The organism is Methylobacterium sp. ap11, assembly GCF_900110515.1.
Lineage (GTDB): Bacteria > Pseudomonadota > Alphaproteobacteria > Rhizobiales > Beijerinckiaceae > Methylobacterium > Methylobacterium ajmalii.
The window spans coordinates 1-25388 of record NZ_FOEB01000039.1; the positions used below are offsets into that span (position 1 = coordinate 1).

The 25388-nt window shown below is 71.5% G+C and carries 27 protein-coding genes and 3 pseudogenes; 11 read left to right on the forward strand and 19 right to left on the reverse strand.

The window, feature by feature from the left end; genetic code table 11:
- From BMX97_RS32540 to BMX97_RS30625, 11 genes and pseudogenes are all read left to right on the forward strand, one after another.
- The coding region (locus tag BMX97_RS32540; protein WP_143074758.1) for an IS4 family transposase at positions 1-659 on the forward strand (659 nt) is incomplete at its 5' end.
- The gene (locus tag BMX97_RS30585; RefSeq protein ID WP_280142831.1) at positions 650-964 is read left to right on the forward strand and encodes a DinB/UmuC family translesion DNA polymerase; all 315 of its coding nucleotides are present in this window, start codon (positions 650-652) and stop codon (positions 962-964) included. The genes BMX97_RS32540 and BMX97_RS30585, both read left to right, overlap by 10 nt.
- 501 nt (positions 965-1465) lie before the next feature.
- The gene (locus BMX97_RS30590) at positions 1466-1681 is read left to right on the forward strand and encodes a hypothetical protein (RefSeq protein WP_091754888.1); all 216 of its coding nucleotides are present in this window, start codon (positions 1466-1468) and stop codon (positions 1679-1681) included.
- Between the two features lie 401 nt (positions 1682-2082).
- Positions 2083-2181: a TetR/AcrR family transcriptional regulator gene (locus BMX97_RS34075; protein ID WP_244538733.1), complete on the forward strand. Its 99-nt coding sequence runs from the start codon at positions 2083-2085 to the stop codon at positions 2179-2181.
- Between the two features lie 205 nt (positions 2182-2386).
- Positions 2387-2581, forward strand: coding sequence for a hypothetical protein (locus BMX97_RS34080; protein ID WP_244538740.1), 195 nt, complete (start codon positions 2387-2389; stop codon positions 2579-2581).
- A gap of 3 nt (positions 2582-2584) precedes the next feature.
- The gene (locus BMX97_RS30600; protein WP_091754889.1) at positions 2585-4393 is read left to right on the forward strand and encodes an ABC transporter ATP-binding protein; all 1809 of its coding nucleotides are present in this window, start codon (positions 2585-2587) and stop codon (positions 4391-4393) included.
- Positions 4394-4450: 57 nt separating this feature from the next.
- Positions 4451-5122: a response regulator transcription factor gene (locus BMX97_RS30605; protein WP_091754890.1), complete on the forward strand. Its 672-nt coding sequence runs from the start codon at positions 4451-4453 to the stop codon at positions 5120-5122.
- The gene (locus BMX97_RS30610) at positions 5122-6453 is read left to right on the forward strand and encodes a sensor histidine kinase (protein ID WP_091754891.1); all 1332 of its coding nucleotides are present in this window, start codon (positions 5122-5124) and stop codon (positions 6451-6453) included. The genes BMX97_RS30605 and BMX97_RS30610 overlap by 1 nt, the downstream gene beginning before the upstream one ends.
- Positions 6454-6549: 96 nt before the next feature.
- The gene (locus BMX97_RS30615; protein WP_091754892.1) at positions 6550-6834 is read left to right on the forward strand and encodes a hypothetical protein; all 285 of its coding nucleotides are present in this window, start codon (positions 6550-6552) and stop codon (positions 6832-6834) included.
- Between the two features lie 123 nt (positions 6835-6957).
- Positions 6958-7407 (forward strand): hypothetical protein, encoded by a 450-nt coding sequence (locus BMX97_RS30620; protein WP_143074759.1) that lies wholly within the window; start codon positions 6958-6960, stop codon positions 7405-7407.
- Between the two features lie 40 nt (positions 7408-7447).
- Positions 7448-7912: pseudogene (locus tag BMX97_RS30625) on the forward strand (biotin/lipoyl-binding protein); the annotation flags it as partial.
- 1 nt (position 7913) lies between these two features.
- On the opposite strand, the pseudogene BMX97_RS30630 reads toward BMX97_RS30625, so the two are convergent.
- From BMX97_RS30630 to BMX97_RS30715, 19 genes and pseudogenes are all read right to left on the reverse strand, one after another.
- Positions 7914-8311, reverse strand: a pseudogene (locus BMX97_RS30630) (transposase); the annotation flags it as partial.
- Positions 8312-8433: 122 nt separating this feature from the next.
- A complete protein-coding gene (locus tag BMX97_RS30635; RefSeq protein ID WP_091754894.1) occupies positions 8434-8757 on the reverse strand; it encodes a helix-turn-helix transcriptional regulator in 324 nt (107 codons plus the stop codon).
- A gap of 285 nt (positions 8758-9042) precedes the next feature.
- Positions 9043-9372: a hypothetical protein gene (locus BMX97_RS30640; protein ID WP_091754895.1), complete on the reverse strand. Its 330-nt coding sequence runs from the start codon at positions 9370-9372 to the stop codon at positions 9043-9045.
- 163 nt (positions 9373-9535) lie between these two features.
- Positions 9536-9769, reverse strand: a pseudogene (locus tag BMX97_RS34085) (IS3 family transposase); the annotation flags it as partial.
- Positions 9770-9840: 71 nt separating this feature from the next.
- On the reverse strand, positions 9841-10704 hold the full coding sequence (locus BMX97_RS30645; RefSeq protein WP_091754896.1) for a hypothetical protein: 864 nt from the start codon (positions 10702-10704) through the stop codon (positions 9841-9843).
- A 219-nt stretch (positions 10705-10923) separates the two neighbouring features.
- Entirely contained in the window at positions 10924-11862 is a 939-nt protein-coding gene (locus BMX97_RS30650) for a hypothetical protein (RefSeq protein WP_091754897.1), read from the reverse strand.
- A gap of 56 nt (positions 11863-11918) precedes the next feature.
- The gene (locus BMX97_RS30655) at positions 11919-13382 is read right to left on the reverse strand and encodes a hypothetical protein (RefSeq protein ID WP_244538734.1); all 1464 of its coding nucleotides are present in this window, start codon (positions 13380-13382) and stop codon (positions 11919-11921) included.
- Between the two features lie 71 nt (positions 13383-13453).
- Positions 13454-13765, reverse strand: coding sequence for a hypothetical protein (locus BMX97_RS30660; RefSeq protein WP_244538736.1), 312 nt, complete (start codon positions 13763-13765; stop codon positions 13454-13456).
- Positions 13762-14049 carry a hypothetical protein gene (locus tag BMX97_RS30665; protein ID WP_091754899.1) on the reverse strand — a complete coding sequence of 96 codons (288 nt, stop codon included), beginning with the start codon at positions 14047-14049 and terminating at the stop codon, positions 13762-13764. The genes BMX97_RS30660 and BMX97_RS30665 overlap by 4 nt, the downstream gene beginning before the upstream one ends.
- Positions 14050-14060: 11 nt before the next feature.
- The gene (locus tag BMX97_RS30670) at positions 14061-15035 is read right to left on the reverse strand and encodes a hypothetical protein (RefSeq protein ID WP_091754900.1); all 975 of its coding nucleotides are present in this window, start codon (positions 15033-15035) and stop codon (positions 14061-14063) included.
- 32 nt (positions 15036-15067) lie between these two features.
- The gene (locus BMX97_RS30675; protein WP_091754901.1) at positions 15068-16015 is read right to left on the reverse strand and encodes a hypothetical protein; all 948 of its coding nucleotides are present in this window, start codon (positions 16013-16015) and stop codon (positions 15068-15070) included.
- Between the two features lie 29 nt (positions 16016-16044).
- Positions 16045-16887, reverse strand: a complete 843-nt coding sequence (locus tag BMX97_RS30680; RefSeq protein WP_091754902.1) for an OmpA family protein — start codon at positions 16885-16887, stop codon at positions 16045-16047.
- A 108-nt stretch (positions 16888-16995) separates the two neighbouring features.
- Complete coding sequence (locus tag BMX97_RS30685) at positions 16996-17862, reverse strand: trypsin-like serine peptidase (RefSeq protein ID WP_244538737.1); 867 nt, start codon at positions 17860-17862, stop codon at positions 16996-16998.
- Between the two features lie 224 nt (positions 17863-18086).
- Positions 18087-19226 (reverse strand): hypothetical protein, encoded by a 1140-nt coding sequence (locus BMX97_RS30690; protein ID WP_091754904.1) that lies wholly within the window; start codon positions 19224-19226, stop codon positions 18087-18089.
- Positions 19227-19233: 7 nt separating this feature from the next.
- Positions 19234-19758 (reverse strand): hypothetical protein, encoded by a 525-nt coding sequence (locus BMX97_RS30695; RefSeq protein WP_091754905.1) that lies wholly within the window; start codon positions 19756-19758, stop codon positions 19234-19236.
- Positions 19755-21161 (reverse strand): hypothetical protein, encoded by a 1407-nt coding sequence (locus BMX97_RS30700; protein WP_091754906.1) that lies wholly within the window; start codon positions 21159-21161, stop codon positions 19755-19757. Before BMX97_RS30700 ends, BMX97_RS30695 begins: the two co-directional genes overlap by 4 nt.
- A gap of 80 nt (positions 21162-21241) precedes the next feature.
- Positions 21242-21739, reverse strand: coding sequence for a hypothetical protein (locus tag BMX97_RS30705; protein WP_091754907.1), 498 nt, complete (start codon positions 21737-21739; stop codon positions 21242-21244).
- A 46-nt stretch (positions 21740-21785) separates the two neighbouring features.
- Entirely contained in the window at positions 21786-23129 is a 1344-nt protein-coding gene (locus tag BMX97_RS30710; RefSeq protein WP_091754908.1) for a hypothetical protein, read from the reverse strand.
- Positions 23126-25228 carry a caspase family protein gene (locus BMX97_RS30715; RefSeq protein ID WP_091754909.1) on the reverse strand — a complete coding sequence of 701 codons (2103 nt, stop codon included), beginning with the start codon at positions 25226-25228 and terminating at the stop codon, positions 23126-23128. Before BMX97_RS30715 ends, BMX97_RS30710 begins: the two co-directional genes overlap by 4 nt.
- Positions 25229-25388: the final 160 nt, after the last annotated feature.

Sequence of the window (25388 nt, forward strand, 5' to 3'; positions counted from 1 at the left end):
GCCTTCATCGGGTCGAGGTTCGCGATCAGCAAGGGCGGCTCGTCACCGCCTCGGTCGAACTCCGCTATCGTCGCATCACGGTTCTGCCGCCGATCGGCAAGCAAAAGCGCTATCCCCCGCTGTCACTCACCGTCCTGTACGCACGTGAACCGGAAAAGCCGAAAGATCGTCCAGCGATCGATTGGCGGCTGATCACAAACTTGTTTGTGGACAACCCTGAGCAGGCCGTCGAGAAATTGGATTGGTATGCCCGGCGCTGGAAGATCGAGGTGTTTCACCATATCCTCAAGACAGGCTGCCGTGCCGAGCACGCGCGGCTGCGCACGGCCGAGCGCTTGGTCAAGCTCATCGCGGTGTACTGCATCCTGGCGTGGCGGGTGTTCTGGACGACCATGATCGGTCGCTCGGCGCCGCAAGCAGACCCGCACCTCGCCGTGACCGACCACGAGATCGCGCTGCTCGACCGTCTCGTGCCTGGCGTGCCGGCCGGTGAGCGATCCCTCTTTGCCTACGTGGTGAAGGTTGCGCGCCTCGGCGGCTACCTCGCTCGCTCACGCGATCCGCCGCCCGGCAACCTCGTCATATGGCGTGGCTTTGCACGGCTCGCCGACATAGCGCTCGGAGCCGCCCTCACTCAGGCATCGCCAGGATGTGGGTAAAAGGAAGGCTCGCCGAGCGCCTACAGCCATGCCTCGACAAGGTGTGGGCGGTGGCGACCGCGAAGGCAGTTGTGGCGCGCACCGTCACGCTGAAGCTGAGGTTCTCGGACTTTGCCCAGATCACCCGGGCTCGTTCGCTGCCGGTCGCGCTGGCGGACCGCGCGACGCTGGAAGGGGTTAGCCTCGGCCTGTTGCGCGAGGCATTTCCCTTGCGCCGGAGCGTGCGGCTGATCGGCGCAGCGCTCTCTTCGCTGCAGGCGCCGTCCGCTGATGACGAGGTACAGCAGCTCGATCTTTCCTTGTGATAAGGACGGACGCCCAACGCACCAGCGGCGCGACGAGACTTGTAAGGTCCGTCGCGGATCTGACTTCCCTGAACAAAGCTGGCGCGAACTCCTGACCCTATGCAGACCTAGCGGCTGGCCTTATACGGCGTCTGATCCGAGCGGAGAAGCGGACCATCCCGGGGGCGGTCACGACATCAGAAGGTTGTGGTACATTAGCGACCCACGATCTAGGGATGCTAGTTTGGCTGTCCTGCGTCGTCAGGATGAAGCCGGTTACGAGGGCAAGCCTCGTTCGTGGGAAAGCTCACCTCGATAGCGCCCCAACATCTGCCGCCGGACGCTCGAACGGCCGAGGGCCTGCCCGCCTAAGCTTCACCTGTGCATGAAACCGGACCAGATGGGCGCCCTCGTAGCGAGGAGGCTATCCATGGTCGGGGCACTCCGCTCGTCCGACATCCCGTAATGTTGGCGTAACCCAGCACTCCTATCGAGCCGGCCTGCCACAGCGGGAGGCGCCGAGTGGATACGGAACCAGAGAAGGCGGACGACATCTTCGAGAAATTGCTGAGGCAGGCGGTCACGACGACCGTCACGGCGGCGATGGACGAGGATCTCCACTGGGAAGAGGACATCATCGTTCGCCTTATGAACTACGAGATGCGGGCACGCCAAGAGGAACTGAGTTCCACGATGCTACAGGTCACCCAGTCCGGGAAACGCCTGATCGGCAAATGACCGGAAGGCTTCCTGCCGCCCCGCCGGCGCACCCGCGTCCCGCCGGGCATGCCCATGAGGAGCGGATGACAAGTCCGGGAACGATTCTAACTGTTTAAAGATACCCAACGGTATGCATGACGGCCCGAGCCAGAAACGTCGACTACCGCGGTACTGGGTGCACGGTAGTGGGCCAAAGGACCGCCAGCGCCCGATCTCGATCTGAGATGGCACCTGGCAGCCAACCCGTGGCGGCACCGACGATGGCGACGGCCTGTCTTGCCGGAGCCGTACCTTCCACGTCGCGAGAACCAGGACCATAGCGACCGGCGGGCTACCGACGCAGGAAGCAGCCCGAGCTCGTCCGGCGAACGCTGCTGGACTGCGCCGCCAAGCTCGCCCTGGAGCATGGCCTCGCCGCGGTGACCGTGCAGGGGGGCTGCAAGGCCGCCGGCGTGACCAAGGGCGCCCTGTTCCATCATTTCGCGAGCAAGCAGGTGTTGGTCGAGGGCGTCGTCTAGGACCTCATCGAGCAACTCGATGCCGACATCGAGGCGGCGATGGCCAGGGACGCCTACCCGCACGGTCGGTTCACGCGGGCCTACATCGACATGACGCTGCACGATCCGATGATGACGGAGGGAGGCCAGTGGGCCGCCCTACCACATATCCATCCTCGCCGAGCCGAGGCTGCGCCGGCTGGTCTCGGACTGGTTCGCGGAGCGACTGCGCCGCCATCACGACACCGACGGAGGCCCGGAGCTCGAACTAGTCCGGCTCGCCGCCGACGGCACCCGGCTCGCCCATCTCGTGCGCGAGAAGCCGAGCGACCCGGTGCCCATCCTCGGCGAGCTGCGCGAACGCCTCGTCGCCATGACCCTGGCCGGACGGGCAACGACCTCGAACGACGGCAAACCCTGACCCATGAGACACGGTTCATCAAACGGGTTCGCATCGGAAGATGCGGACAACACGACCTACGAGGACCTCGCCACGGCGCACGTGTCGGTGGCGCGCATCCTCGGCCTTTTCCGGCCCTACGGGAGGCGGATCGCGCTCGTCCTGTTCCTGATCGCCCTGGCATCGGCCGCCGGGCTCGCCGCCCCGTTCCTGCTGCGGGCGATCATCGACGAGGCCCTGCCGAGGGGCGACATCGCGTTGCTGGCTGCCCTCTCCGGCAGCCTGGTCGCCCTCGCGGCGGTCGGCGCCGGCATCGGCGTGCTGCAGGTCCTCGTTACCGCGAAGGTCGGGCAGGCGATCATGCACGACCTCCGGGTGGCGGTGTACGCCCACCTCCAGTCGCTCTCGCTACGGTTCTTCACGGCGACCCGCGCCGGCGACATCCAGTCCCGCATCGCCAACGACATCGGTGCCCTGCAGGCACTGGTGACCCACACGGCCGGCGAGGCGACCCGGAACGCCAGCACGGTCGTCATGACGGCCGCCGCGATGCTGCTCCTGGATTGGCGGCTCGCCCTGCTCTCGTTCCTCGTCCTGCCGCTCGCGACCTGGATCAGCGACCGGGTCGGCCGTAAGCGCGAGGAACTCACCTACGAGCAGCAGGGACGGATCGCGGAGATGTCGTCGGCGGTACAGGAATCCCTGTCCCTGTCCGGCATCGTCCTCGCCCGCACGATGGGGCGGACCACGCATCTGACGCGGCTTTTCGCACGGTCGTCGCGCGAGGTCGCGACGCTGGAGGTCCGGTCCCACACGGCGGGCCAGTGGCAATGGTCGGTCATCGACCTAGTGCTCCAGGCCATGCCGGCCCTGACCCTCCTCCTCGGCGGCTGGCTGATGGCGTCGGGCACCACCATGACCGTCGGCACGCTCGTCGCCATGATCGCCTTGCAGGAGCAGCTCCTGTTTCCGCTTGAGGAGGTGCTGCGCTCCGGCGTCGAGGTCAGGAAGACCCGCGCCCTGTTCGCCCGCATCTTCGAATACCTCGACGAGCCCGAGGGCATCACCGAAAGGCCTGATCCCGTCACGCTCGATCCTGCCACGGTCGCGGGCCACGTCCGGCTGGATCGCGTGGCGTTTTCCTACGATCGGGCAGGACCGGCCATTATCCGTGGCGTCACTATCGACATCCCGGCGGGGTCGCACACCGCCATCGTGGGCGCCACCGGATCGGGCAAGTCCACGCTCGGCTACCTGCTCGCCCGCCTCTACGACGTGGATGCCGGCGCGGTGCTCTACGACGGCGTCGACGTGCGCGACCTGAGCCGTCATTCGCTCACCGACATCCTGGGGGTGGTCACGCAAGACCCCTACCTGATCCATGCCAGCGTCGCGGAGAACCTGCGCTTCGCCCGGCCGGATGCCAGCGACGAGGACCTGTACGCGGCCGCCCGGACCGCGCAGGTGCACGACCTGCTCGCGGCGTTGCCCGACGGGTACGACACCGTGGTCGGCGAGCGGGGACACCGCTTCTCCAGCGGCGAGAAGCAGCGCCTGTCCCTCGCCCGCACCCTCCTGCGCGATCCGCGGGTCCTGCTGCTCGACGAGGCGACGAGCGCGCTCGACACCGCGACGGAGCTGGCGATGACCCATGCCCTCGACCGGCCCGGCAGGAGCCGCACCACCATCACCATCGCGCACCGGCTCTCGACCGTGCGCCGGGCGGACCAGATCATCGTGCTCGACCGGGGGGCGGTGGTCGAGCACGGGACGCACGACGAGCTGCTGGACCGCAGCGGGGCCTATGCCCGTCTTGTCCGCAAGGCGGCTTGACGACCTGCTTCGGCCGGCCCCGTCCTGCCGCCATCGTTCCTTGGAGGTCCAACCGTCTTGCGCGTCCTGGTCGTAGAGGATGACCCGAAGCTGAGCGCGTGGCTCAAGATCACGCTCTCGGACGCCCTCGGGCACGCCGACGTCGTCGACAACCTCGACGAGGCGCTGGCCGCCGTCAGTGTCCAGCCGTTCGACCTCGTCGTGCTGGACCGCCGGCTGCCGGACGGCGACGGCATCACCCTGATCTCGCGCCTGGCGCAGCTCAGGCCACGGCCGGGGGTGCTGATGCTGACCGCGTTCGACGATCCCGTAGAGATCGCGCGGGCGCTCGACGCAGGGGCCGACGACTACGTGCCGAAGCCGTTCGAGCCGGTGGAGCTCGTCGCCCGCGCCAGGGCCGTGATCCGCCGGCTCCAGGTCGACAGGATGGGCGTGCTGAGGATCGGCAACCTGTCCTTTGACACAGCCGCACGCTCAGTCAGCATCGACGGTCGCCCCATCCCGGTCCCGCGCCGGGAACTCGCGTTGCTGGAAGCCCTCATCCGTCGGGCTGGGCAGGTCGCCATGCGGGAGACGCTCGAAGCCGCGGCCTACGGCTTCGACGACGAGATCCAGTCCAATGCCCTCGACGCCCATATCTCGCGCCTGCGCAAGCGGCTGAGGGACGCCGGCTGCTCCGTGGCGATCAAGCCGCTCCGGGGCCTGGGCTACATGATGGACGCCGGTTGATGCCCCGTGGGCAGCCCTCCATCGCCCGGCTCGCCGCCGTCCTGCTCAGCCTGGTCGTCGCCGTCACCATCCTATGCACCTGGACGCTGGTCATCGCCCTGCAGGGCGACGATGGCCTCCTCGCGCAGTATGACGCGGCGAGGGCGATCAAGGGGTCTCTTTCGCGCGACGGGGATGGGGCGCCGGTCGTATCGTCGACGAGCGACCTCGATGGGATCAAGCGCTCCTTCCCCGGCCTCTGGTACGTCGTGACGACGAAGGGAGGGACTTTGCATTACGGCGCCGTGCCCGCATCGGTCCGGGACGGCGACGTCGCGGCTCCGAACGCGTCGGACTTCCCGGAAGACGGCGATGCCCTGCACCTGACCAACGCGACCGTGGTGACGCGGATCGGGGGGGAATTCGTACGGATTCAGGTCGGCGGCGCCGCCTACACCCCGGCTCAGGCCGCCCTGACCAGCCTGCGCGATGTGAACTACACCGCCATCCCCATCCTGGCCGTGGTCATCGCGACCATCCTGGTCGCCCTTGTCACCGTCCCTGCCCTGATCGCCCGACCCGTGCGCCGGGTCTCGCACTCGGCGGAGCGCATCGACGGTGGGTCGGACGGTATTCGCCTGCCATTGGAGGAGGCGCCGCGGGAACTCGTCCCGATGGTGGCCGCCTTCAACCGCGCCCTGGAGCGCATCGACGTCGCCTCGGCCGCGCAGCGCCGGTTCCTTTCGAACGCGGCCCACGAGCTCCGGACTCCGCTGACCCGGGTTCGGACCGGCCTGGAGCGGGTCGAGGACGCTCACCTGCGTCGGTCGCTGGTGACGGACATTCAGTCGCTGTCGTCGACCGTCACGATGCTGCTCCAGATCGCGCGGCTGTCCTCGGACAGTCCGGAGATGCGCAGGTTCGACCTCGTGGCGGCGGTTCGCGCCACGACCGCGGAGCATGTCCCCGCGGCGCTTGCCGCCGGGGTGGACGTCGCATTCTCCGGAGAAGGCGACGCGGTCCTCGTCATCGGTTCGGAGACCGCCGCACGCATTGCCGCCGGCAACCTCCTGCGCAACGCCCTGCAGCACGCCCACTCCGGAAAGTCCGTCCTGGTCGAGGTCCGTTCCCCCGGGACCGTTCGCGTGGTTGACCACGGCAACGGGGTCCGGGACGGAGCCCCGGCGGAGATGCTCCAGCCGTTCGCGCGAGGGCAGGCGAGCGACGGCACGGGGCTCGGGCTCGCCCTGGTCGCGCAGGTCATGGCCATGCACGGGGGAAGCGTCGCGATGGACGAGACCCCCGGCGGCGGCTTGACGGTTTCCCTCATGTTCCCGGGCGCGGCCGCCTGACCGACGCCTGCGTCCGACCCCGCCGGGCGTAATGTTGCGGCAACCTCGGCCGCTAGGATCGGTCCGATCTCCCCTCCCGGGAGCCGAGGTGATCCCATGCGCAACAAAGCCCTAGTCCTCGCGGCCGCACTCGCCGTGTTCTCGTCCGCCGTCCCTGAAGCTCAGGCCCGTGGGCGGTCCGGGGCATTCGCCGCCGGCCTCGTCGGAGGGGTCGCCCTGGGGGCGCTCGCCGCGTCCTCGGCACGGGCGCAGCCGGTCTACGACGACGGCTACGAGTACGGACCGCCCGAATACTACTACGTCCATCGCCGCCGGTTCGTCATGCGCGAGTACGAGCCCCCGTTCGAGCCGCTCGGCTTCCACGACGACTGGGACGACTGAGGGATCCGGTTCTCCACCCAGCCCCACGGCACGGGTCCGCGAAGACACGGGGGCCGCCGTCGCCGACGGCCGCCCGATAAACCGTGCGTCCGGGGCTCGGCCCTTGCCCAAAGGGATTTCGAGATGCGGTTTTCGAGTTCGAGCGCCCGCTCAACCATGACATGGTGCCTCGCCGTGGTGATGGGGTTGGTGGCGTCCATCGCGACGGCAGCGACGACGGCTCCCGAAATAGCGGGGGTGCCGCAGACGCGCGCCGACGACGGTCCGCTGACGGCGCTTGGGCGCTCCTGGTCGGAGGTCGTCGTATCGCTCGGCCAGGCCATGTCCGGTGCGCCCTCGTTCGGGCCGGTCCTCGTGTTCTCGAAGGCCCGTTGCCCCAGCGTGGACGACGGGGCGTCCCTGGATTGCGGGCTGGCCGCCGACCGGATCTGCCGGGAGGCCGGTCGCACGACGGGCATCTCGTTCGACCAGACGACCTCGCGGACGTGCCGAGGCAGCGTCGCTTCGCAGACAAATGGGCTGTCCCTCTCCTGCAAGCCGTTGGCCTGGATAAGCCATGCCCTATGCTGGTGATGCGCCCGTGATGGCACGCTTGATCCCACCATCCCTGCGCGTGCGGCGTTGTCGCCCGCATCCCGTCGCGGCGACGGTCGTGGCCGGGTTGGTCGTCCTCGCCCTGGCCGGATGCGAATGGGGCGCCGACGGTAAGGCCGCGCCGGGAGCGGACGCGGGGCCGCCGACGGTGTCGACGGTCGTCGTCGAGGTGGCGTCGGTTCCACGTACCCTCGACCTGCCGGGACGCCTTGCCTCGACGCGGGTCGCCGAGGTGCGTGCGCAGGTCGCTGGCATCATCCGTGAGCGCGCCTTCGAGGAAGGCAGCTTGGTCCGGAAGGGTGACGTCCTGTTCCGCATCGATGCCGCGGTCTACCGGGCCGAGGTCGATGCCAAGGCCGCCGCCCTCGCCCGCGCCGAGGCGACCAAGGTTCAGGCGCAGCGCCAGTCGGAGCGCACCGAGACGCTGTTGGAGCGCCAGGCTGTCAGCGCCGCCCAGCAGGATATCGCGGTTGCCGCAACTCGCCCGAGACCTGGCTCTTCGACACGCCCGTGCCGCCCATGGCCTGGACCAGATCATCGACCGAGCGGGTCGAGATGCCGTGGATGTCGGCCTCCTGGATCACCGCCGTTAGCGCTTTCTCGGCCATCCGGCACGGCTCCAGGAAGCCGGGGAAGTACGAGCCCTTGCGGAGCTTTGGGATGCGCAACCCGACCGTGCCGGCCCGCGTCTGCCAGTCCCGGTCCCGGAGCCGTTGCGTTGAACCAACCGCTCGGCGCTCCTCTCACCGTGGGCTGCCCCGGTCAGGCCGCCCACCTCCAGCTCCATCAGTCGCTCGGCTGCAAAACCGATCATCTCGCGCAGCAGATCGGCGTCGGCACCCTTCTCCATCAGCCCACGCAGGGCCATGATCTCGTCGGTAATCGGGGGTCTCTCGGGTTCGGGCTTGGTCGTCGCTACCCGACCCTACCCGGCAACCCGCCGATGACCACTCCTCACCTACACCACCGCCTGGGACACGACCCATCCGCTCGATGCGGCCATGCCTAGAAAGGTTCCACACGCGCCCTCGCGCCACCGGCCCTGCGTCGCCCCATGGCGACGTCGATGTCGTCGCCGATGGGATCCGAGGCGATGATCTCGCCGATGCGCTCCGGATACCCCAGCACGCTCATCGCCTTGAGCAGGATACCCACCGCCACGCCTGGCTTGCCGGCCTCCAACGCGACCACCGACGGACGCGCGACGCCCATGCGCTCGGCGAACTCGGCCTGCGTCAGGTTGCGCCGTAGGCGCGCCAGCTTGACGGTCTGACCGAGCCGGGCAAGGGCTTCGACCTCATGGGTAGCGAGTACGGTCGTGGTGCGCATGGATCTTTTTCTATACAAAGAACCCATCTATGACAAGAGTTCTTATCACCGATAGGTACTATGAGTGGGTGCCCGCAAGCGTTGGCACAAGATCGCCCCGCTCTCGGTCCGCGCGCACGGACCGTTGGCTCAAGGGCACCGGCCGTGCCGTCGTGCGCCTGCGACCGGTAGTCCGCGCAAGCTAAGGCTCCGAGCATGGACGAAGAGTGGGATGTCGGCGGCCCGAAATCGCAGGGCTGAACGACGCCCCGGGCAGCGACCCTAAACCGACGGAGAGGGTCGGCCTTACCTAAGCGCGGCGTTGATCGCGTTGAACAGGGCTTTCCACCGCGTGCGCTCGTCCTCGGTCAAGTCCGAGGCTTCGTACGTCCGTACCCAGCGCAGGAAGGCCTTGGCGAGCTTGGCCATCGAGAAATCCCTGACCTCGGCCGCGAAGATGTCGACGATCGGCCGCTTCAGCTGCGATGCGGCCTTGGCGCCGATGTCCCAGCCGAGGTCGTCCCTGGCCACCAGGACGAGGGTCTCGCGCAGGAGGTTCTCGATCTTGGGCTTGGCGATCTCGCCGCCGCAATAGTCCTTCGTGCGCAGGATCGCCTTCTGCCCGAGGGCATGCACGAGCGTGTCCTGGCTGGCAGCATGATCGCCCGCGGTGTCGGAGTCGAGGAGTGCGGCGACCTTGAGTTTGTGGGCGTGCAGGATGGTGGCGAAGTGAACCGCTCCAGGTTTCTCGGAGGCTGTTCGTCTTGGGACAGGCGGCCAAGGCTTGGTCGCTGTCGTCGGCATAGGAGCGCTCTTCGGCCTCTGCGAGAAGGACGTTGCCGATTGGCGCGAGCAGGCGACGGTGGTTGTACCGGTCGGCCCTTGCCAAGGTGGCGTACTCGACCGCGATGACCGAGCGCCACGGCCCGCGTCGGTGGATGACCTCCACCTTGAACGGATCGTCGATCGTCCTCGCCGAGACGTTTTCGTGGCCGTCGGCGCTGCCGACCTACGGCTCGAGGCCTGCCTCGGCGTTCGGCGGCACGTTGATGTCCGCTTGCCGGGCAGCCGAAGATTGCAGGAGGCAGCTGTCGTTGCCAGACCTCAGGCCTCGTGGAAGAGATCATCCGCGGCCGGGAGACGATGATTTAGCTCCATCAACGATCCGGAGCGGATGGCGGCATAGAGGAGTGTCTGGTCGTAGGGATCGGCGCAGACGAGATCGCGCGGATCCTCCGACCTTCCGAAGCGCCCGAGCGCTGGGATGAGATCGGCTGGCGGATACTTCCAGAGATATTCGCAGTTCACCGTCTGGGTGCGGCCCTCGATCGGGAAGGCGACCCGAGCCGTTCCCTGATTGCCCTCCGGTGGCAGCGTAACCGTGATGTCGTGCGGCTGCACGGCATGGCCGAGCGAGGCGAGCGTGCAGGCTGTGATCTCGGCGATAAGGGCGGCGTCGTACTCGGTGTGGGCCGGAACGAAGATCAGGCGCCCGATGCGCGGATGTCCATCGTCGTGAAGCGCCGCGAACGAACTGACGGCTTCATCGATGCCGATGGCCCGGCCGGGATCGAGCCGCTGGGCTGCCCTCCAAAGCGAGCCTGCATCGATCTCGCCGCGCTCCAGGCCGCCGACGGCCTCAAGCGCGGCGATCGTGGTCTCGAGGATGCGCAGTTCGTCCGGCGACGGATCACCGATCGGGATGTCCTCGAGCGGCGCGTCGCCGATCGTCCAAGGCAGCTCGGGTGTCGCGGGATCGTCGATTTCCCGTTGTCCGACACGGATGCCCGGCTTCACGAGGCGGATATCCGGCTTCAGGAGGCCGTAGCAGGCGAGGACCACGAAGGCGACACAGCCGGCAAGGCCTGTCCAGCCGACGACGTCGAACGGGCGCCGGAAGAGGACGAGTGCGCCCGCCGCGAGCGCGAAGAACGCCAGGCCCGCCCAAAGCTCATGCTTCGAGGGCATGAAGGCCTCCCCGCTTTGGCGAACCGATCGGGGCATGCGCGACCCGCGGTGAGCAGTCCGCAGCGGACGGGCGATACCGCGTCAAGGGCGACACGCTCGAACCCGTCGGCGCCGATGAGAACGACCGAGCGCGGCGCGATCTTCGCGCCCGACGATGGATCGGAAAGCCTTCCCGTGATCGACCAATCGAACGTCCTGGAGCAGGAATGACGGCTGGATTCAGCGATTGGGCACGACGCGCGTCTTCAGCGCCCGGAGAGCAGCGGCCGTGCCCCATGGGGCGTCCTCCAGTCCGGGCGGTTCGTCCTCGCGAAGCGGTGTCGCCTCGATGAGGCTCACCGGCCCGAACGGCAGCCCCTCGATCGAGCGCAGGTCCATGTGGAGGGCCATCCGCGTCATCGGCCGGCAATCCTCGGGGAGGCGGCAGAACAAGATCGCGCCGTTGGTCTGGACATCCCGCAAGACGCGGTAGCCGTCGGCGACGAGGTCGCCGACGGCGATCAGCACGTCGGACCAGAGCGCCACCGAGGCCTCGTCCGCGACGACCGGATTGCCGGCCCCGTCGAGCCGCATGAAGATCTCGCATTCGACCCCGTTCTCCTGCGTCGTCACGCCCGCCCAGGGGGTCGAGAGGCCGTCGGTCGCCAGCAGCACCGCGTCGCCGTCCTCAATTTTAAGGATGCGGCGATGGGGCTGGTACCACTTCGTCTGTCCGTGGGTGTTGGCCGTCCCGCGTTCGGCGGCAAAGCCCGGTTCGACGGCTCCGACCGACTTCCAGAAGCGGCGGCGCGCATCGGAAGCGGCGGCGTAGACCGGGTTGTCGGGACCACGCGGAACCAGCGCGGCATCGAAGGCCGTTTCGACGGTGACCCGACCCCGTTGCCAAGGCAGCGTCGCCCGAATCCAATGGACGCTCACGACGTTGAACGGCGTCGCAGCGTTCGTGCCGAGCCGCGCGACGACCTCTTCTAGAATGTCGAACTGTGGTTTGTCCGAGGCCACGACCGAGCCGTCGCGGCGGTGATAGCCGCCGCTCATGCTGGAGTGGCCGGCCTGCATGGTCGTCACCGTCCAGTCTCCTCGGACGGCGCCCGCCGGCGCCTTGTCCAGCGCAGCCCGGAGATCGCGTTCGGCATCGTCGAGGGAATAGCTCGCCATCGCATTCTCCATTCTACGCCGGGCTTCGCCCGGCAGCCCGAGGGGGCCTTGCGGCCTCAATCCGGGTTCGTGAACACGCTGCCGCCGATGAAGGCCATCTCGCGGTCCGGCTGCGGCGGATCCTCCTGCGAGCCGTAGGCGAAGAACAGGCGGCGGCTGCGTCCGTCGGGGCCGGTCAGGGTGAGCGTGTGCCGGTCGAGGCCGTAGCGCCCGCCCTCCGGCGGGCGCCGCCGGCTCATCGCGGAGCTCACGCCGCTGGTCGCGCCCGAATTCGTCGCCCCGGTCGAGCCGCCGCGGCCGTAGGTGCCGTCGGAGCGGAAGTCGTAGCGGTTCGAGACGGCGATCATCACGTCGCCACCCATCGCCGTGTTGCCGCCGCCCGACATGCGGCGGTAGGAGCGGGCAATCGTCCGCACGCCGGCCTCCGCCGGGTAGGCCTTGAAGAACGAGCCGTTCTGGAGCCTGTAGTCCTGCGGCTTCCCGCCCGTGCCGGTCAGGACGTACGAGTCGCCGGAGCGGGTCCAGCGGCCGAAGCGGCGCGGCTTGGCGGCGCGCTCTGCGGCGAGGTCGACGTCCTCAAGGGCGGCATCGTCGATCTCGTAGTAGCTGCCGTCGCGAAACAGGATCAGCGGCTCGAACTCGATGACGACCATGCCGCCGACCCCGACGCCGGTCGTCGAGCGGAAATACACGCCCTCGACCGCGGCCCAGTTCGCGGCGTGTCGCGGTTCCGCCGGCGGGTTGACCGCCACCGGCGGAGCGTTGCCGGGGACGACGGGGGCCTCGGGCAACGCGCCACCCGCCGCGGCCCGGTCCGCCGGAGCCCTCCGGCCGCCCTTGCCCACCAGCCCGTCATCGGTGAGGGCGACCGCCCGCAGCTTTGCCGGGGGGATGAAGTCCGTCGGCAATGTAGCGACGAAGCTCGGCACCATCCCGAGGCGCTGCGCCGCCTGCCAGCCTGCATGGTGCAGGACCGTGCGGAGCTTCACCTGCTCGGCGAAGGCGGCGCGGGTGGCCGCCTGCGACAGGGGCGGCTTGTCGGCCATCGGCGCCACCATCTGACGCCGCACCGCCCGGAGCGCGGCAGGACTCGGCTCGGCCTTGGTGTCGTTGGCGACCATCCATTGCAGGACGATGAAGGCGGTGAGCACGTCGCCGGCATCGTCCGGCCGCAAGGCGGTGTCGGAGAGGAAGCTCCGGAAGATCGCGTCGTAATCGTGCCGGGCCATTTCCCGGGCGACCTCGGCCGCGGCGATCGGGTTGGTGGCACGCAGCTCCCGGACGTGGCGGGCGACCGTGGCGGCCCGCAGCTCCGCGTTCGAAGCGAAGGGCAGGGCGGGGCTGGCATCCCCGCTCTCCGACCGGGCAACCTCGCCGACCGACCGGGCGTCGAGGGTCCGGAACTGCTGCTGCGGCATCCCCTGGGGGATGCCCGTGCCGACGTCCTGGGCCGGCGCTGCGGCGGCCAGCAGCGGGATCAGGGCGGCGGCGACGGGGATGACGGCGATCTTGGCGGCCATGGGGCGCTCCGCGCTCGGACGACGATTGAGGGACGGCCGGTCGGCGGGCGCCGTCGGACCCTGGGTCCGCCTCACGGCCAGCGGATCCCGAACAGCGCCAGCACGCCGGCGACGGCCGCGCCGATCAGCATCAGCGCCATGAAGGGCAGGAGCGGGATCACCAGCCAGCCCATCATCATCAGGGTGTAGAGCAGGCCGCCGATGTCGAGGCCGGCGATCCGGCACGGTTGCGCGCCCGCCTCGTTGACCGTGCACCCCGTCAGGCGGGTGACGACCAGGGAGAGGACGAGTAGCAGGAACGGGGTCCAGACGATCAGCACGCCGAGGAGGAGCACGGGCCGGTTCCTTCTGCGCCGGGTGACGCCCGGCGGCACCACGCTCATCGCGAGCTCCCGGCGCAGGGGCGCCAGACCCGCTGGTATCCGGCGTCGCCGGGCCGGCCGTAGCACCAGCCCGCCGCCTCGAGCCGCCGGTCGACGGCGTCGCGCCGGGTGCAGGCGTCGAGCGTGGCGGGATCGTCGCCGCGCCCGCCCCGGCAGGCGGCATTGAGGGCTGTCCAGTCCCGCACCAGCTGCGGCACGTCGGCGGCCGGGCCGGCCTGCGCGACGCTTGCCGCCGCGGCGAGGCCGAGGAGCGCGGCGGGAACCAGGATGACACGACGGGCCACGCGCGACCTCCTCAGCGCGGCGCGACCGAGGCGGCCACGCGCTCGGCGCGGGCGAGCGCCTCGGGCCGGTCCGCCGGCGCCAGGCCCAGCACCCGCAGGTAGGACGACCCGTCGAACCGGATCACCTGCGCGACGGCGACCGGGCGGCCGCTCCTCGTATCCAAGCCGGTGGCGCGCAGGCGCAGCACCACCGCGCCGTCGCGGGTCGCCCGGTCCTCGTCGGTGACCGTGACGTCCTTGATCTCGCGGAAGGTGGCGAGCGCCTTGCGGGCGAAGGCGCCTTCCTGGCCTTCCGGCACGGCGGCCCGCCCCATCGAGGGGGCGACGACGACCAGCGGCTGCGCGCCGTCGGGATCGATGTCCTTCGGGCCGTCGGTGAGCATCAGGGCGTTGCCCATCAGCGCGCGCACCGGACGGAAGCCCGCGAGGTCGCCGACGGTGAAGGGCAGGGCCGCGATCTGGTCGGCGAGGCTGCCGGGCGCCCGGAACGCGATCGTCGAGAGCGCGGCCTCGACCGCCTCGTTCGGCATCTGGCCCCGCTCGGCTTCCGGCACCTGCACGGTGATGAGGCCGGTACCGGAGGCACCGCGCACTACCGCGACCCACTTGGCGTAGGTGAGCCCGTTGGCGGCCTGGCTGCCGCGCAGAACCCGCCCCTCGCCGCCGGCGACACCGAGAGCGGTGCCGGAACCCCGGGCCTCGAAGCCCGTCGCGCGCAGGGTCTCGGGGGTGAACCGCTCCACGAGCTGGCCGTAGGCCTCGGCCGGCATCTCTGTGATGAGGATCGAGGCGCCCGAGCGATGCTCAAACCCGGCGAAGCCCTTCGAGGGCGTCATGCCGGGCGGCGGCACCAGGCCGACCGAACCGGCGGCCGGGAACACCGCCTCGGCGGCGAGGGCGGGCTGGGCGAGGAGGCCGAGGACCGCCAGAAGCCGGCCGACGGCGAGAATGGGCCCGCCAGCGGCGCGGCGCAGGAACGATGCCATTGCGGACTCTCCGGGTGGTCGGTGCGAGGCGTTCAGCGCGTCGCGACGCGGCTGAGCACGAAGGTGTTGCCGGAGAACTGGACCTGTCCGGGCGCGCTCATGTGCTCGAGCATCAGGCGCAGGTTGCGGCCGAGGCGGGCGGAGTCGGAGCGGGTCTCGTACCAGTACTCGGCGGCGGACGCTCCAGACCGCACTGGGCGGTGGTGCTCGTAGCAGCGGAACGCCGCCATGTACTCCTCGGCCGCCTGGACCTCTTGGGCCGAGAACCCGTTGAGCCGCACGACAAAGGCCGTCGGCAGGCCGCCGCAGGCCTCACCCGTCGGGCCGCCGGCGACCGGCGCCGCGACTGCGCCTGGGACGGAGGCCGCGCCGGGATCGGCCCCGCGGCGGGGCGCCACGACTCCGTCGAGCTTCGCAGTGAGCGCTGCTGCAACGTCGCCGGCGATCACCTTCGCTTCGGCACCGACCCGCTCGAGCAGGCATTCGCGGTCGCAGCCCTGCGGCAGCGGCGGCAGCTGCATACCTGCGACTTCGAACGAGCCGAGGGACTGGCCGGTGCGCACGTTGAGGAGCCGGCCCGGGATGCGCACCTCCGGCCGCACGATGTCCGAATGGGCCGATTTCGACGCTGAGGCGTAGATCTGGAACACCGCGACGACGTCGAGGGGCGGGCTTGAGACCGCCCGGGCGACCTCGATCAGCTCGGCATCGCGCCGGCGTACCCGCTTCGGTTGCGTGAAGCCCATCGCCACCGCGGTCTCGTCGTAGACGTTGTATCCGCGCAGGTTCATTGTCTCGGAAAGTTCCGCGATCACCCTCTGGAAGATGCGGTTGCCGCGCGGCACCGAATCCTCGTCGGCATCCTCGCCCATCACCACGATGGTGGGTTTGGGCTGGGCCAGGGCCGGGCCTCCGAAGAGGAGGCCGAGGGAGAGCGTGGCGAGGGCGGTGCGGCGCGCGGCGGCACGGATGGGCAGCATCGTGTCCTCCTGTCGGTCGGATCGGTCGGTCACTCGGAGCAGGGCAGCGGAGTCGGCGCCGCGTCGAAATCGTCGAGGTCGAGTGCCACGCGCCGGCGCGGGTCGACCAAGGCTGGGCCGGTCAAGGCCGGGGCCGCGCAGGCCGCCTGGGCGGGCGGCCCGGGGAAGCGGAGCCCGCCGTGGCGGGCGGGCGCGATCAGGCTGACCTCAACCCGGCGATTGACCCGCGACAGCGGGGCGGCCGGGTCCTTCGGGCGGGCCGGGCCCCAGCCATGCACGCGCAGCCGCTCCGGCGCGATGCCGTAGGTCTCGACGAGGTGGGCACGCACCGCCCAGGCCCGGGCGAGGGACAGACGCCGGTTATGGGCAGGCGCACCCGCCGCATCGGTGTGGCCGGCAATGAGGAAGCCGTGGCCGGCGAGGTCGCGCGAGGCAAGCGCATGGCCCAGCGGCTCGAGCTGGATCCGCGCCTCCGGCGTCAGACGGGCGCTGTCATAGGCGAAGAACACCGTGAGATCGACCGTGCGGCCCGGATCAACCCGCACGGCCGGCCCGCCGTCGTCGGGGGTGAGCGCCCGCGCCGGCACGCCGGGGGTCAATCCCGGATTTCCGTCGGCGAAGGGGGCGAGGGAGCGCATGATCGCGGTCGCCGACGGGTTGCGGGTCTCCGCCTCCGCCGGACCGGCCTCGTCCAGCTTCTCCCGGCCGCCGGGCGCGTCGGTCAGCGGGTTCGCCCGCGCCGCGCCGCCGAGGGCGACGACGAGGCCCAGGGCCATCGCGAGGCAGGATCGGCCGAGGCGACGCCTCGCCGTGCGCCGCAGGGCGGCGTCGCCGGTGATGGTCGGCCGGGCGGGCGCGTCGTCGATCCGCATGGTTCCGCTCTCCTCCTCTGGGGCCTTGCTGTTGCCCGTCACACCCCGTGCCTGGACGAGCCAGAGCGGTTTTCGCCGTGCCGGCGCACAGATCGTCTCGAGAAAAGATCAGTGCCCGCGCAGGATCGCGTTCATCCGCCCCGGATCGAGGGGGGCGTCGGATGCGGGCGGGGCAGCTGCAGGCGAGGCGGAGGGCCTCGCCGCCGGCTGCGGGGCCGAATCCGCGGCCACCGTGGCGGCGGCCGGCCGGCCCTGGCGCGCCACGATCTCGGACAGGATGCGGCTACGGTTGAGAATCGCCGAGAGGCGGGTCGCGGCGTTGAAGCTCGACGGGTCCTTCGGGTCGAGACCGCCCTCCTTATGCAGCGCGACGCCGGCCACCGAGGCGTTGAACATCAGCGAGCCCGAGGAGCCGCCGAGCGTGTCGCAGCGGTGGCGCAGGTCCGGCCCCTCGCCCTGCTCCTTAAGGGCAAAGCAGCGGAAGCGGCTCATCACCTTCGGCCGCCCGAGGGGATGGTGGATGACGAGCATCGAGCGGTTGCCCGGCACCGCCTCGCCCGAGAGCCGGGCCGCGCCGTAGATTTCGGTCGGGTTGCCGCCGGCGCGGGCGAGCGCGTAGTCGAGGCGCGCGTCGAACTCGACCGGCTTCGGGTCGATCTCGAACCGTCGCGAGCCCTGCCCGTCGAGGGTCAGGTAGTCCATCAGGATCGAGGCCTTGACCGGGGTCAGGTCGCCCAATTGCGGCAGGCAGTGGTGGTTGGTGAGCACGTAATCGCCCGGTAGCAGCGCGCCGGTGCAGGAGGCGCCGACCGTCTGGCCGGTGCGGGCGTTCCTGAGCACGATGTCGATCCGGCCGATCGGGCGGGCGAGGGCGGCGAGCCCGTCGCGCGGATCAAGCTCGGCGATCGGCTCGAACGCGCCCTTGTTGCGGTCGACGTAGGTTGCCGCATCGCCGGTGGTCTGCCGCAGCGGCAACTGCGTGCGACCGTAATCGGCAGGATCGAAGCCGACGCTCTGTGACCGTGCAGGCTCAGCCGCGCCAAGCGCGAGGATCAGACTGACAAATACCCGAATTTCCCCCTTGGTCGAGCGGCGTGTCCGGTGGCTTATGGCCATCGCTGTCCTCCTCTCGGCGACGGCTTTATGCCGCCTGCCAGTCCGCAAGTCAAAACAAGTCGATCCCGGCCCGGGAATAGTCCTTATGGGACGAGGCCGTGGACGAACCGATTGGCGGTGCCCGTCGGGTTTGCGGCGCCCGGATCCGTATCGGCAGAGCCAGTCATCACCTGGAACGCGTAGATGAGGTTTCGCCGGGCGCCCTCCCGCAGGAAATAGGCCTGTGCGCCGTCGGGCAGCCCGGTCGGCGGCAGTGCGGCGGCGGCGAGCTCCGGGCCAACCGCCACACGCGCGCCGGGTATCGCGGCGCGGAAGGCGAGGCCGCACAGGTCCGGCGCGAGGCGGCTCGCCCGCAGCCGGCCGGGCGCCTCGACGGGGACCGTGCGCCGCACGGGCGGGTCGGCCCCGAAGGCGACGCGCCGGCAGGACGAGCCCGCCGGAGCGGCCAGTTCCTCCACCACGGCCGCGCTCCCCGCGGCGTCCGGTGCCGGAGCGACGACCGGCCGCTCCGCCTCCGGGCGTGCGCGGAGCATCGCGAAGCCGGCAGCGAGCGCCGTGGCGGCGAGAAGTGCGACGAACGCGGCCACGAGAGCGGGTCGCCGCCCGCCCGCCGGGGCGGGGTAGGGCGCCGGCCGTGCCAAAACCGCGAGAGCGGCCGGCACGCTTGCGGCCGGCAGGATCACCGGCGCCCGCGCCCGCCCGAGGTCGCGAAGCGCCCGCGCGGCCTCCGCCGTCTCGGGCCCGTCGGGCAGGAGGACCACGAGGTCGGCGCGCGCCGCCGCCGCGAGCAGGTCGCGGGAGCGCGCGAGCTTGTCGAGGAGAGCGTAGTCGCCGGGCAGCACCGCGAGGTCGAGGTCGACCGCTCCCGTCGCCCACAGGACGAGGTCGGCCGCCTCCGGATCGGCGGTGAGGCTGTGACCTCGCGCCAGGAGGCCGTGGGCGAGGCAGACCGGTACCTCCCACGAGCGCCCGGCATCGAACGAGCCGGAGAGCCGCAACTCGTAAGGTTCGGAAACCTCGCCCGCGAGGCGCGACAGCGGCCCGCCGGCCGCGGCGAGCCGGGCGTAGTCGCCCGACCAGGGCAGGGGCCGGTAATCGCCCGCCGCGAAGGCGGCGGAGGCCGGCAGGCCGGGGCGTTTCTTCAGGCTGCGCAGAACCACCGGACCGCCGGTCGTCGGCACCACGACCAGGATCGAGACCGGATCGATTGAAGCCGGCTTCATGCCGCCGTCACAGCAGGAACACCGCGCAAGACCTGTCCCGCAGCATCTCGCCGAGCCGGGCCGCCTCCGGCACGTCCGGGTCGAGGGCGACGAGGATCACGCCGTCGGTCGGCGGCGGCAGCGCGAGCCGCACCGTCTCGTCGCCCAGCATCGCCTCGATGACGCGCGGCGGCCGCGCCGCGCTGCCGCGCAGTACCAGGAGCGGCGGCGCGTCCTCGTCCGCGGGCAGGATCCCGAGGGTGAAGGGGCCGACGCGGCGCGATGCGACCGCGCCATCCGAGGCCGCCGCCGCGAGCGGCGCGTGGGCAATCGCCTGGCCTGCGAGCAGCGCCCGGTAGCGCCGGGCCGTCGCCGGATCGGCGCGGATCGCCCGCACAAGAGCGAGGTCGACCGGTTCGCCCGGCTCGCGGGTGGCGTGGGCCCACAGCTCCGCGGCGCCTGGGCGCCGAGACGTATCGCGGGCAGGTTCGCTCGCCCGCATGAGGGCGCGGGCGGCGTGGATCTCGGCGAGCAGGCGCGCTTCGTCGCTCACGCGGTCGCCTCCGCGGCGTAGGCCTCGGCGAAAGCTTTCGCGAAGACGTCCCGGTCCGTCGCGAAGGCCGCGTCGAGCGGCCGCTGCCGGGCGAGGCCGGCGATCGCACGGGCGAGCCGGCCGGCCTCCTCGGCGAGCCGCAACAGGGCGGCGTCCGCCGCGGCGAACCCCGCCGCGAGCCGGTCGGGGTCGTCGAAGCCGGCGCGCCGGATCCGGCGGATGTCGGCGCGCGCCGCCACGAGGGTGTCGCGTGCCTCGGGGGGTAGGCCCTTGGCCTCTGCCGGGACCCGGAGCGCCGCCGCGATCCGCAGCATCCGGTCGAGATGCGCGGTCAGCCCCGAGACCCGCTCGGCCAGCGCCAGGTAGGTCTCGGCCTCGGCGCAGGCCGTGCGCTCGGCGATTGCCGCCCCGCCGCCACCGCGGCGCAGGCGGTTGGCGAGGCCGGACTGCACCCGCCCGAAGCTCGCGGCCCGCAGCGTCGTGAGCGGGCGGGTGCGGTGGAACGGCTCGAGGCGCAGGAACTCGGCGAGGTCGTCGCGCTCCGCCCCGGTCAGGATCTTCGGCCCGTCGGGGAGCGCGGCGAGCAGGGCCGCCAGGGTCTCGGCCGGCTCGGCGGCGGCGAGGTCGGCCAGCGAGGCGTCGAGCCGCTCCTCCCAGCCCTCGACCGCGTCGAGCGAGGCGGGAGAAGCCAGCGCCGCGAGGCCGCCGAGCAGGGTGGAGGCCGCCTCGAAGGTCACGAAATGCTCGGCGACCGTGCGAAAGCCCGGCCGCTCGCCCTCGCGCATCTGCCCACGCCAGAAGCCCAGGATGTCGTCGTCCGTGAAGGCGCGGCGCCCGTCGAGGAAGCCGAGGATCGCCCGGAAGCGCCGCTCCAGCGGGGCGAGCGGCAGGTGGGCGTGGCGATAGGCGGCGAGGTAACGCGCCAGGCGACGGCTGAAGGACACGGCGCCCTCGGCGTCCGGTGCGGCGGCGAGGTCGTCGAGCCAGCCGGTGACGGCGGCGAACTGCGCCAGGTCCTCCGCCGTCACCACGAACTCGGCCAGCGCGAGGAGCCGGGCGAGGCCGGACCAGGTCGTACGCCAGCCCGCCTCTCCGTCCGGAAGGATCGGGCCGTAGGCATCGACGGCAGTGCCCGTGCCGGCGAACCGGGCCTCGAGCCGGTCGGCTCGGGCGAGCCCCGGATCGAGGGCGAGGGTGACGAGGTCGCTCCCGTCCCGGGCACCGGTGAGCCGCGCCAGGGCGGCGAGGGCGTGGGCGAGGTCCCAGAGCGGCTTGTCGCGGTTCGGCCGCACGGCGCCAGCGACGACCCGGGCGAGCCAGGCCCGGTCCTCGCGGGAGAGGTCGCGGCCCTCGGCCACGGCGGCGAGGTCGGCCGCGCAAGCTTCGTCGTATCCGCCGGTCATGCGTCCGCCCTCGGCCCCGCGCCCGTTCGTCGCCCACCGATATCGCCGCCCCACCGGTCCGTCACCCCCCGGGGCCACCGTCAGCGGCCGACGATGCGCGGCGCGATCCGGCGCACCAGGATCTCGACCTGGCGCGCCGCCACGTCGCGGCTGCCCGCGAGCGCCCGGATCGTCAGGAGGTCGCCATCGCGCAGGATGACGGCGGTCGCCCCCGCGCTCGACCCGATGCCGTAGGTGGTGACCCACCCCACCGCCGGATCCACCGACAGGCCGGACAGCCGGCAATCCGGGCTGCGCGACCGGCAGATGTCCTGGAGCTGCGCCATCGAGGTCCGGCCCGCGCGCACCCGCTCCTCGGTCCCGTCGGCCTGGCGGCCGAGCAGCAGGTCGACCATCGGCGCGCCCTCGCAGGTCGTGCACATCAGGGTAAGCCGCTCCGGGGCGGCCCGCGCCGCGTAGCCCTGGCCGAGGGCAGATCCTGCCTCGTCCGCCACCGCGGTGAGGTCGCGCAGCGCGAAGCCCCCGGCGCAGGCCGGCGCGGCGGAGACGCACAGGAGGGCGACGAGAAGGCTTCGCATCAGGCATTCTCCCTGTAAGTGAGGGCGGTGGTGCCCGTCCGTCTCGTCATCGCACCACGATCCTGGCCGTCGCCTCGGTCACGCCCGGCACTGCCCGGATCCGCTCGACGAGGTCGAGCACCTCGGGCGGCTGGAGCAGGCGGGCGTCGCCGTCGGCGCCTGGCGCGGCGGCGAGCCAGCGCTCGGCGAGTTCCGGCGGCAGGCCGCCGGCGACGCCGAAGCAGGAGAACAGGTTCTCGAACGGCTCCCCGCCGACGATCTCGTCGAGGCCGTAGCCGCGCGGGTATCGCCGGACGTCGCCGGCGGCGAGAGGCGTCAGCGAGGCGGCGTTGCCCCGCACCGGCAGCGCCACGAAGGCGGTCTCGTCGGGGGCCACCACCCAGCAGTACAGGCTCTGGCGCGCCCGTGCGTCGATGCGCAGCTCGAGCCGCTGGCCGCGCGCGAACGGGGTGGCGGTAGCGGCGACCGCGAGCCGGCCGCCATCGGTGCGCGCCGTCGCCGCGAGGTGGTCGAGGAAGGGGCGCGGGGTCGGGTCGCAGCCCAAGCCATCGACGGCGATGCGCCGCCGCCCGGTCGGCGCCAGCACCGCACCATCGCGCTGGAACTCCAGCTCCATCCAGGAGCGGCGCTCGCCGTCGGTGAGGAAGCGCCCGCGCGCCGTGACCGGACCGGCGCAGGCGGTGCCGGGCGGGCGGCGGCGCACCTCGAGGCGGGCGCCCTTGAGGATGCGGCTTGCCGAACGCGCCTCGGCGTCGAGGGCGATGAGCAGGCGGTCGGTGAGTGCGCCGGCGCAGGACGAGTGGCCGCCCTCGGCCTCGAACGGGCAGACCTCGACCGCGGCGACGCCCGGCGCCGCCTGCCCGAAGGCCCGCACCGCCCGCTCCAGCTCGGCATCGACGTCGGCGACGCCGGCGCCGACGCGGATCGGCACCGTCAGGGGCTCGCTCGTCGCCTTGCAGGAGGCGCTGCGGGTGATCGCCTGGAGCCGGAACGCCGCTGTCTCTCCGGCGCGGCGCGGCTCGACCAGGAACACGCTGGCCTCGCCCGCGAAGGCAGCACGGATCTGCGCCTCGGCCTCCGGGCCGGACAGGCCGGTCGTCCCCTCGCGCAGGGCCTTGACCCGCACCACGTCGGCGGCCGCGGCGAGGCGGACCCGGCCGGTCCCCTGCAGCCGGCTCTCAACCGCGAGGCGCACCTCCTCGGCCTGCTCGCGCGACCACGCGGTCTGGCCGGGCTCGGGCCCGATGACGGCGAGCGAGAGATCGGACCGCCCGGCGCAGGAAGCGACCGCGTCGAGAAAGGGCGCCAGCGCGTCGGTGCCGGGATCGGCGCGGGCCGGCAGGCCCGCGGCGAGGATCGCGGCGAGCGATGCGGCGAGACGGTGCTTCATTCCGTCTCGTTCGCCTTGGCGTACTGATCGAGGGCGCGCACGAAGACCGGGTTGAAGCGTCCGTCGAGCGCGCCGGGATAGTAGTCGGCCTGCTTGATCGCGCGCTGCACGGTGCGGATCGTCTCGGGCTTCAGCTTCTGCGCCGCTGTGTCGGTGGCCGAGACCGCGGCGGCGCCGAGTTCGCCCCGCTTGAGCGCCTGCAGCACCATGTCGGCGGCGCCGACCCCCGGGAAGTAGCGGGCAAAGCCGTTGTCGATCAGGGTGGCCATCGTTGCCATCGCCACCGGATCGCCCTTCTCGGCCGCCTTGCGGAACAGGTCGAAGCCCTGGCGCAGATCCCGCGGGAAGCCGTGGGCGCCGGTGGCGTAGTGCGGCACGAGCTTGCTGATCGAGGGCACGTCGCCCCCGTCCGCGGCGCGCCGGTAGAGCGCCACCGCCTCGGCCTCGTTCTTCGGGACCCCGTTGCCGTATTCGAGCATGCGGGCGGCGTTGGCGAGCGCCACCACGTTGCCGGCCTCGCCGGCCTGGCGGTAGAGGCGTAAAGCCTCGCCCTGCGAGCGCTTCACGCCCTGACCGTTCTCGTAGAGCGTGGCGAGGTTGTTCATCGCCGCGGTGCTCCCGGCCCTGGCCGCCCGGTCGTAGGCCGCGAACGCCTCCTTCGCGCGGTCGGCCCGGTCGTAGGCGCGGCCGAGCTGGTAGGCGAGGCGGCGCAGGGACGGGTAGGCGGCCGACGCCCCGCGGCAGGCCTCGATCGCCGACGCGGCCTCGATCCGGCCGTACTTCACGCCCGGGACGGCCTGCGGCCGGTCGGGATCGTCGGTGCCGGCGGCGAGCGCGTCGCAGGTCTTCACCCGCGGGTCGCTGCTCGGGTCGGCGCCGCCGAGATAGCCTTGCGCCAGGCCGCGATAGGCGCAGGCCTCGGTACAGGAATCGAGGTAGGCCTGGTATTGCCGCGCCGCGCCGAACCTCGCCCAGTTCTCCTGGTCGATCGCCGCCGCGTCGCGCTGCCGGCCGGCGAGCAGCCGGTCCATCGCCCGAGGCCGGTAGGCGCAGACCGCGCCGCAGGTGCCGATATAGGCCTCGAACCCCTCGCGCGTGCCGAGCGCCTCCGCCCGACGCCACGCCGCCTCGTCGCGCAAGGCCGCGACGCCGTTCGCCACCGCGTCGACGGGCAGCGAGGCCTGGAGCACGATCGGCGCGTCGTCGACCTCCGGCACCTGCTCGCGGCCGGAGGCGCGGCGCGCCGCCTCCTCGACCTCGCGCGTCAGGTAGCCCTTCAGCTCCGCCCAGGTGACCCGGCCGTCTCCACCGCCCGGCCGGTCGCCCGCATCGGCGAGGCCCGCGACGCCCATCAGGAAGCGGCTGGTGAGGAGGCCCAGCCGGTTGGCCTCGTCCCAGTTCGCCGGCGTCGCGCCCGATGTCGCCACCAGCCGCACGATCCCGCTCTCCGCCTTCGGCCGGGACGGGGCGAAGCCGGGGGCCGAGACCGCGAGCAGGCTCTCCCCCTTACGGCCGGTCTCGCCGGTGAAGCAGGCATCGACCATCACGACGAGCTGGCGCCCGGACCCGATCTTGCGCTTCACGAGGTCGAGGTTGCGGTAGAGCGTCTCGAGGGCGTAGCCGCTCTCGCCCTGGTTCGGGTTGCCGTCCTCCGGTAGGAGGAAGGGCTGGCGGCTGGCCAGATCCGGTACACCGTGGCCCGAGTAATAGACGAAGACGTTCGATCGCCCATCGCGCACGCTGCGCCACAGCCGGCCGGATTGCGGATTGCGCTCGGTGCCGAACACCTGGTTGAACTCGTTGAGCGTTGCGTCCTTGAGAACGAAGACGTTGGCGTCGCGGTAGCCGAGGCGCTGGACGAGGTAGGCGCGCATCGCCTCGGCGTCGTTGTGGGCGTAGTCGACCGGCACCGTCTGCTTGTAGCTGCGGTTGCCGATCACGACGGCGACCGAGTCGCCGTTGTCGGCGAAGGCGGTGGTTACGGGAGCTGGCGCGTCGGGGGCGGCCCGGGCCGCGACCGGGGCGAGGATCGCCGCCGCCTGCACCAGGATGGCGAGCGCGGCGCGGGCGAGGCGCCGCGACACCGGAGCCTTCGTCATGCGCGTTCTCCTTTCCCGAGGGCGGTGGGCTCCCGACCGTCGATCCCCGGCGACCGGCGTTCCGGCCGAACGGTGAAAACGAAAGCCTGCCGTTGCATGGCGTCGCGATGGTCTAACGTGCGACGAGGGCGATGGCGAGGCTGAGAAGGGCGAGGTGGAG

Excerpts from the sequence above, each read along its gene's own strand:
- BMX97_RS30585 (WP_280142831.1), top strand. The coding sequence starts at position 650 with ATGTGGGTAAAAGGAAGGCTCGCCGAGCGCCTACAGCCATGCCTCGAC.
- BMX97_RS30600 (WP_091754889.1), top strand. The coding sequence starts at position 2,585 with ATGAGACACGGTTCATCAAACGGGTTCGCATCGGAAGATGCGGACAAC.
- BMX97_RS30610 (WP_091754891.1), top strand. The coding sequence starts at position 5,122 with ATGCCCCGTGGGCAGCCCTCCATCGCCCGGCTCGCCGCCGTCCTGCTC.
- BMX97_RS30615 (WP_091754892.1), top strand. The coding sequence starts at position 6,550 with ATGCGCAACAAAGCCCTAGTCCTCGCGGCCGCACTCGCCGTGTTCTCG.
- BMX97_RS30620 (WP_143074759.1), top strand. The coding sequence starts at position 6,958 with ATGCGGTTTTCGAGTTCGAGCGCCCGCTCAACCATGACATGGTGCCTC.
- BMX97_RS30635 (WP_091754894.1), bottom strand. The coding sequence starts at position 8,757 with ATGCGCACCACGACCGTACTCGCTACCCATGAGGTCGAAGCCCTTGCC.
- BMX97_RS30645 (WP_091754896.1), bottom strand. The coding sequence starts at position 10,704 with ATGCCCTCGAAGCATGAGCTTTGGGCGGGCCTGGCGTTCTTCGCGCTC.
- BMX97_RS30650 (WP_091754897.1), bottom strand. The coding sequence starts at position 11,862 with ATGGCGAGCTATTCCCTCGACGATGCCGAACGCGATCTCCGGGCTGCG.
- BMX97_RS30655 (WP_244538734.1), bottom strand. The coding sequence starts at position 13,382 with ATGGCCGCCAAGATCGCCGTCATCCCCGTCGCCGCCGCCCTGATCCCG.
- BMX97_RS30660 (WP_244538736.1), bottom strand. The coding sequence starts at position 13,765 with ATGAGCGTGGTGCCGCCGGGCGTCACCCGGCGCAGAAGGAACCGGCCC.
- BMX97_RS30670 (WP_091754900.1), bottom strand. The coding sequence starts at position 15,035 with ATGGCATCGTTCCTGCGCCGCGCCGCTGGCGGGCCCATTCTCGCCGTC.
- BMX97_RS30675 (WP_091754901.1), bottom strand. The coding sequence starts at position 16,015 with ATGCTGCCCATCCGTGCCGCCGCGCGCCGCACCGCCCTCGCCACGCTC.
- BMX97_RS30680 (WP_091754902.1), bottom strand. The coding sequence starts at position 16,887 with ATGCGGATCGACGACGCGCCCGCCCGGCCGACCATCACCGGCGACGCC.
- BMX97_RS30690 (WP_091754904.1), bottom strand. The coding sequence starts at position 19,226 with ATGAAGCCGGCTTCAATCGATCCGGTCTCGATCCTGGTCGTGGTGCCG.
- BMX97_RS30700 (WP_091754906.1), bottom strand. The coding sequence starts at position 21,161 with ATGACCGGCGGATACGACGAAGCTTGCGCGGCCGACCTCGCCGCCGTG.
- BMX97_RS30705 (WP_091754907.1), bottom strand. The coding sequence starts at position 21,739 with ATGCGAAGCCTTCTCGTCGCCCTCCTGTGCGTCTCCGCCGCGCCGGCC.
- BMX97_RS30710 (WP_091754908.1), bottom strand. The coding sequence starts at position 23,129 with ATGAAGCACCGTCTCGCCGCATCGCTCGCCGCGATCCTCGCCGCGGGC.
- BMX97_RS30715 (WP_091754909.1), bottom strand. The coding sequence starts at position 25,228 with ATGACGAAGGCTCCGGTGTCGCGGCGCCTCGCCCGCGCCGCGCTCGCC.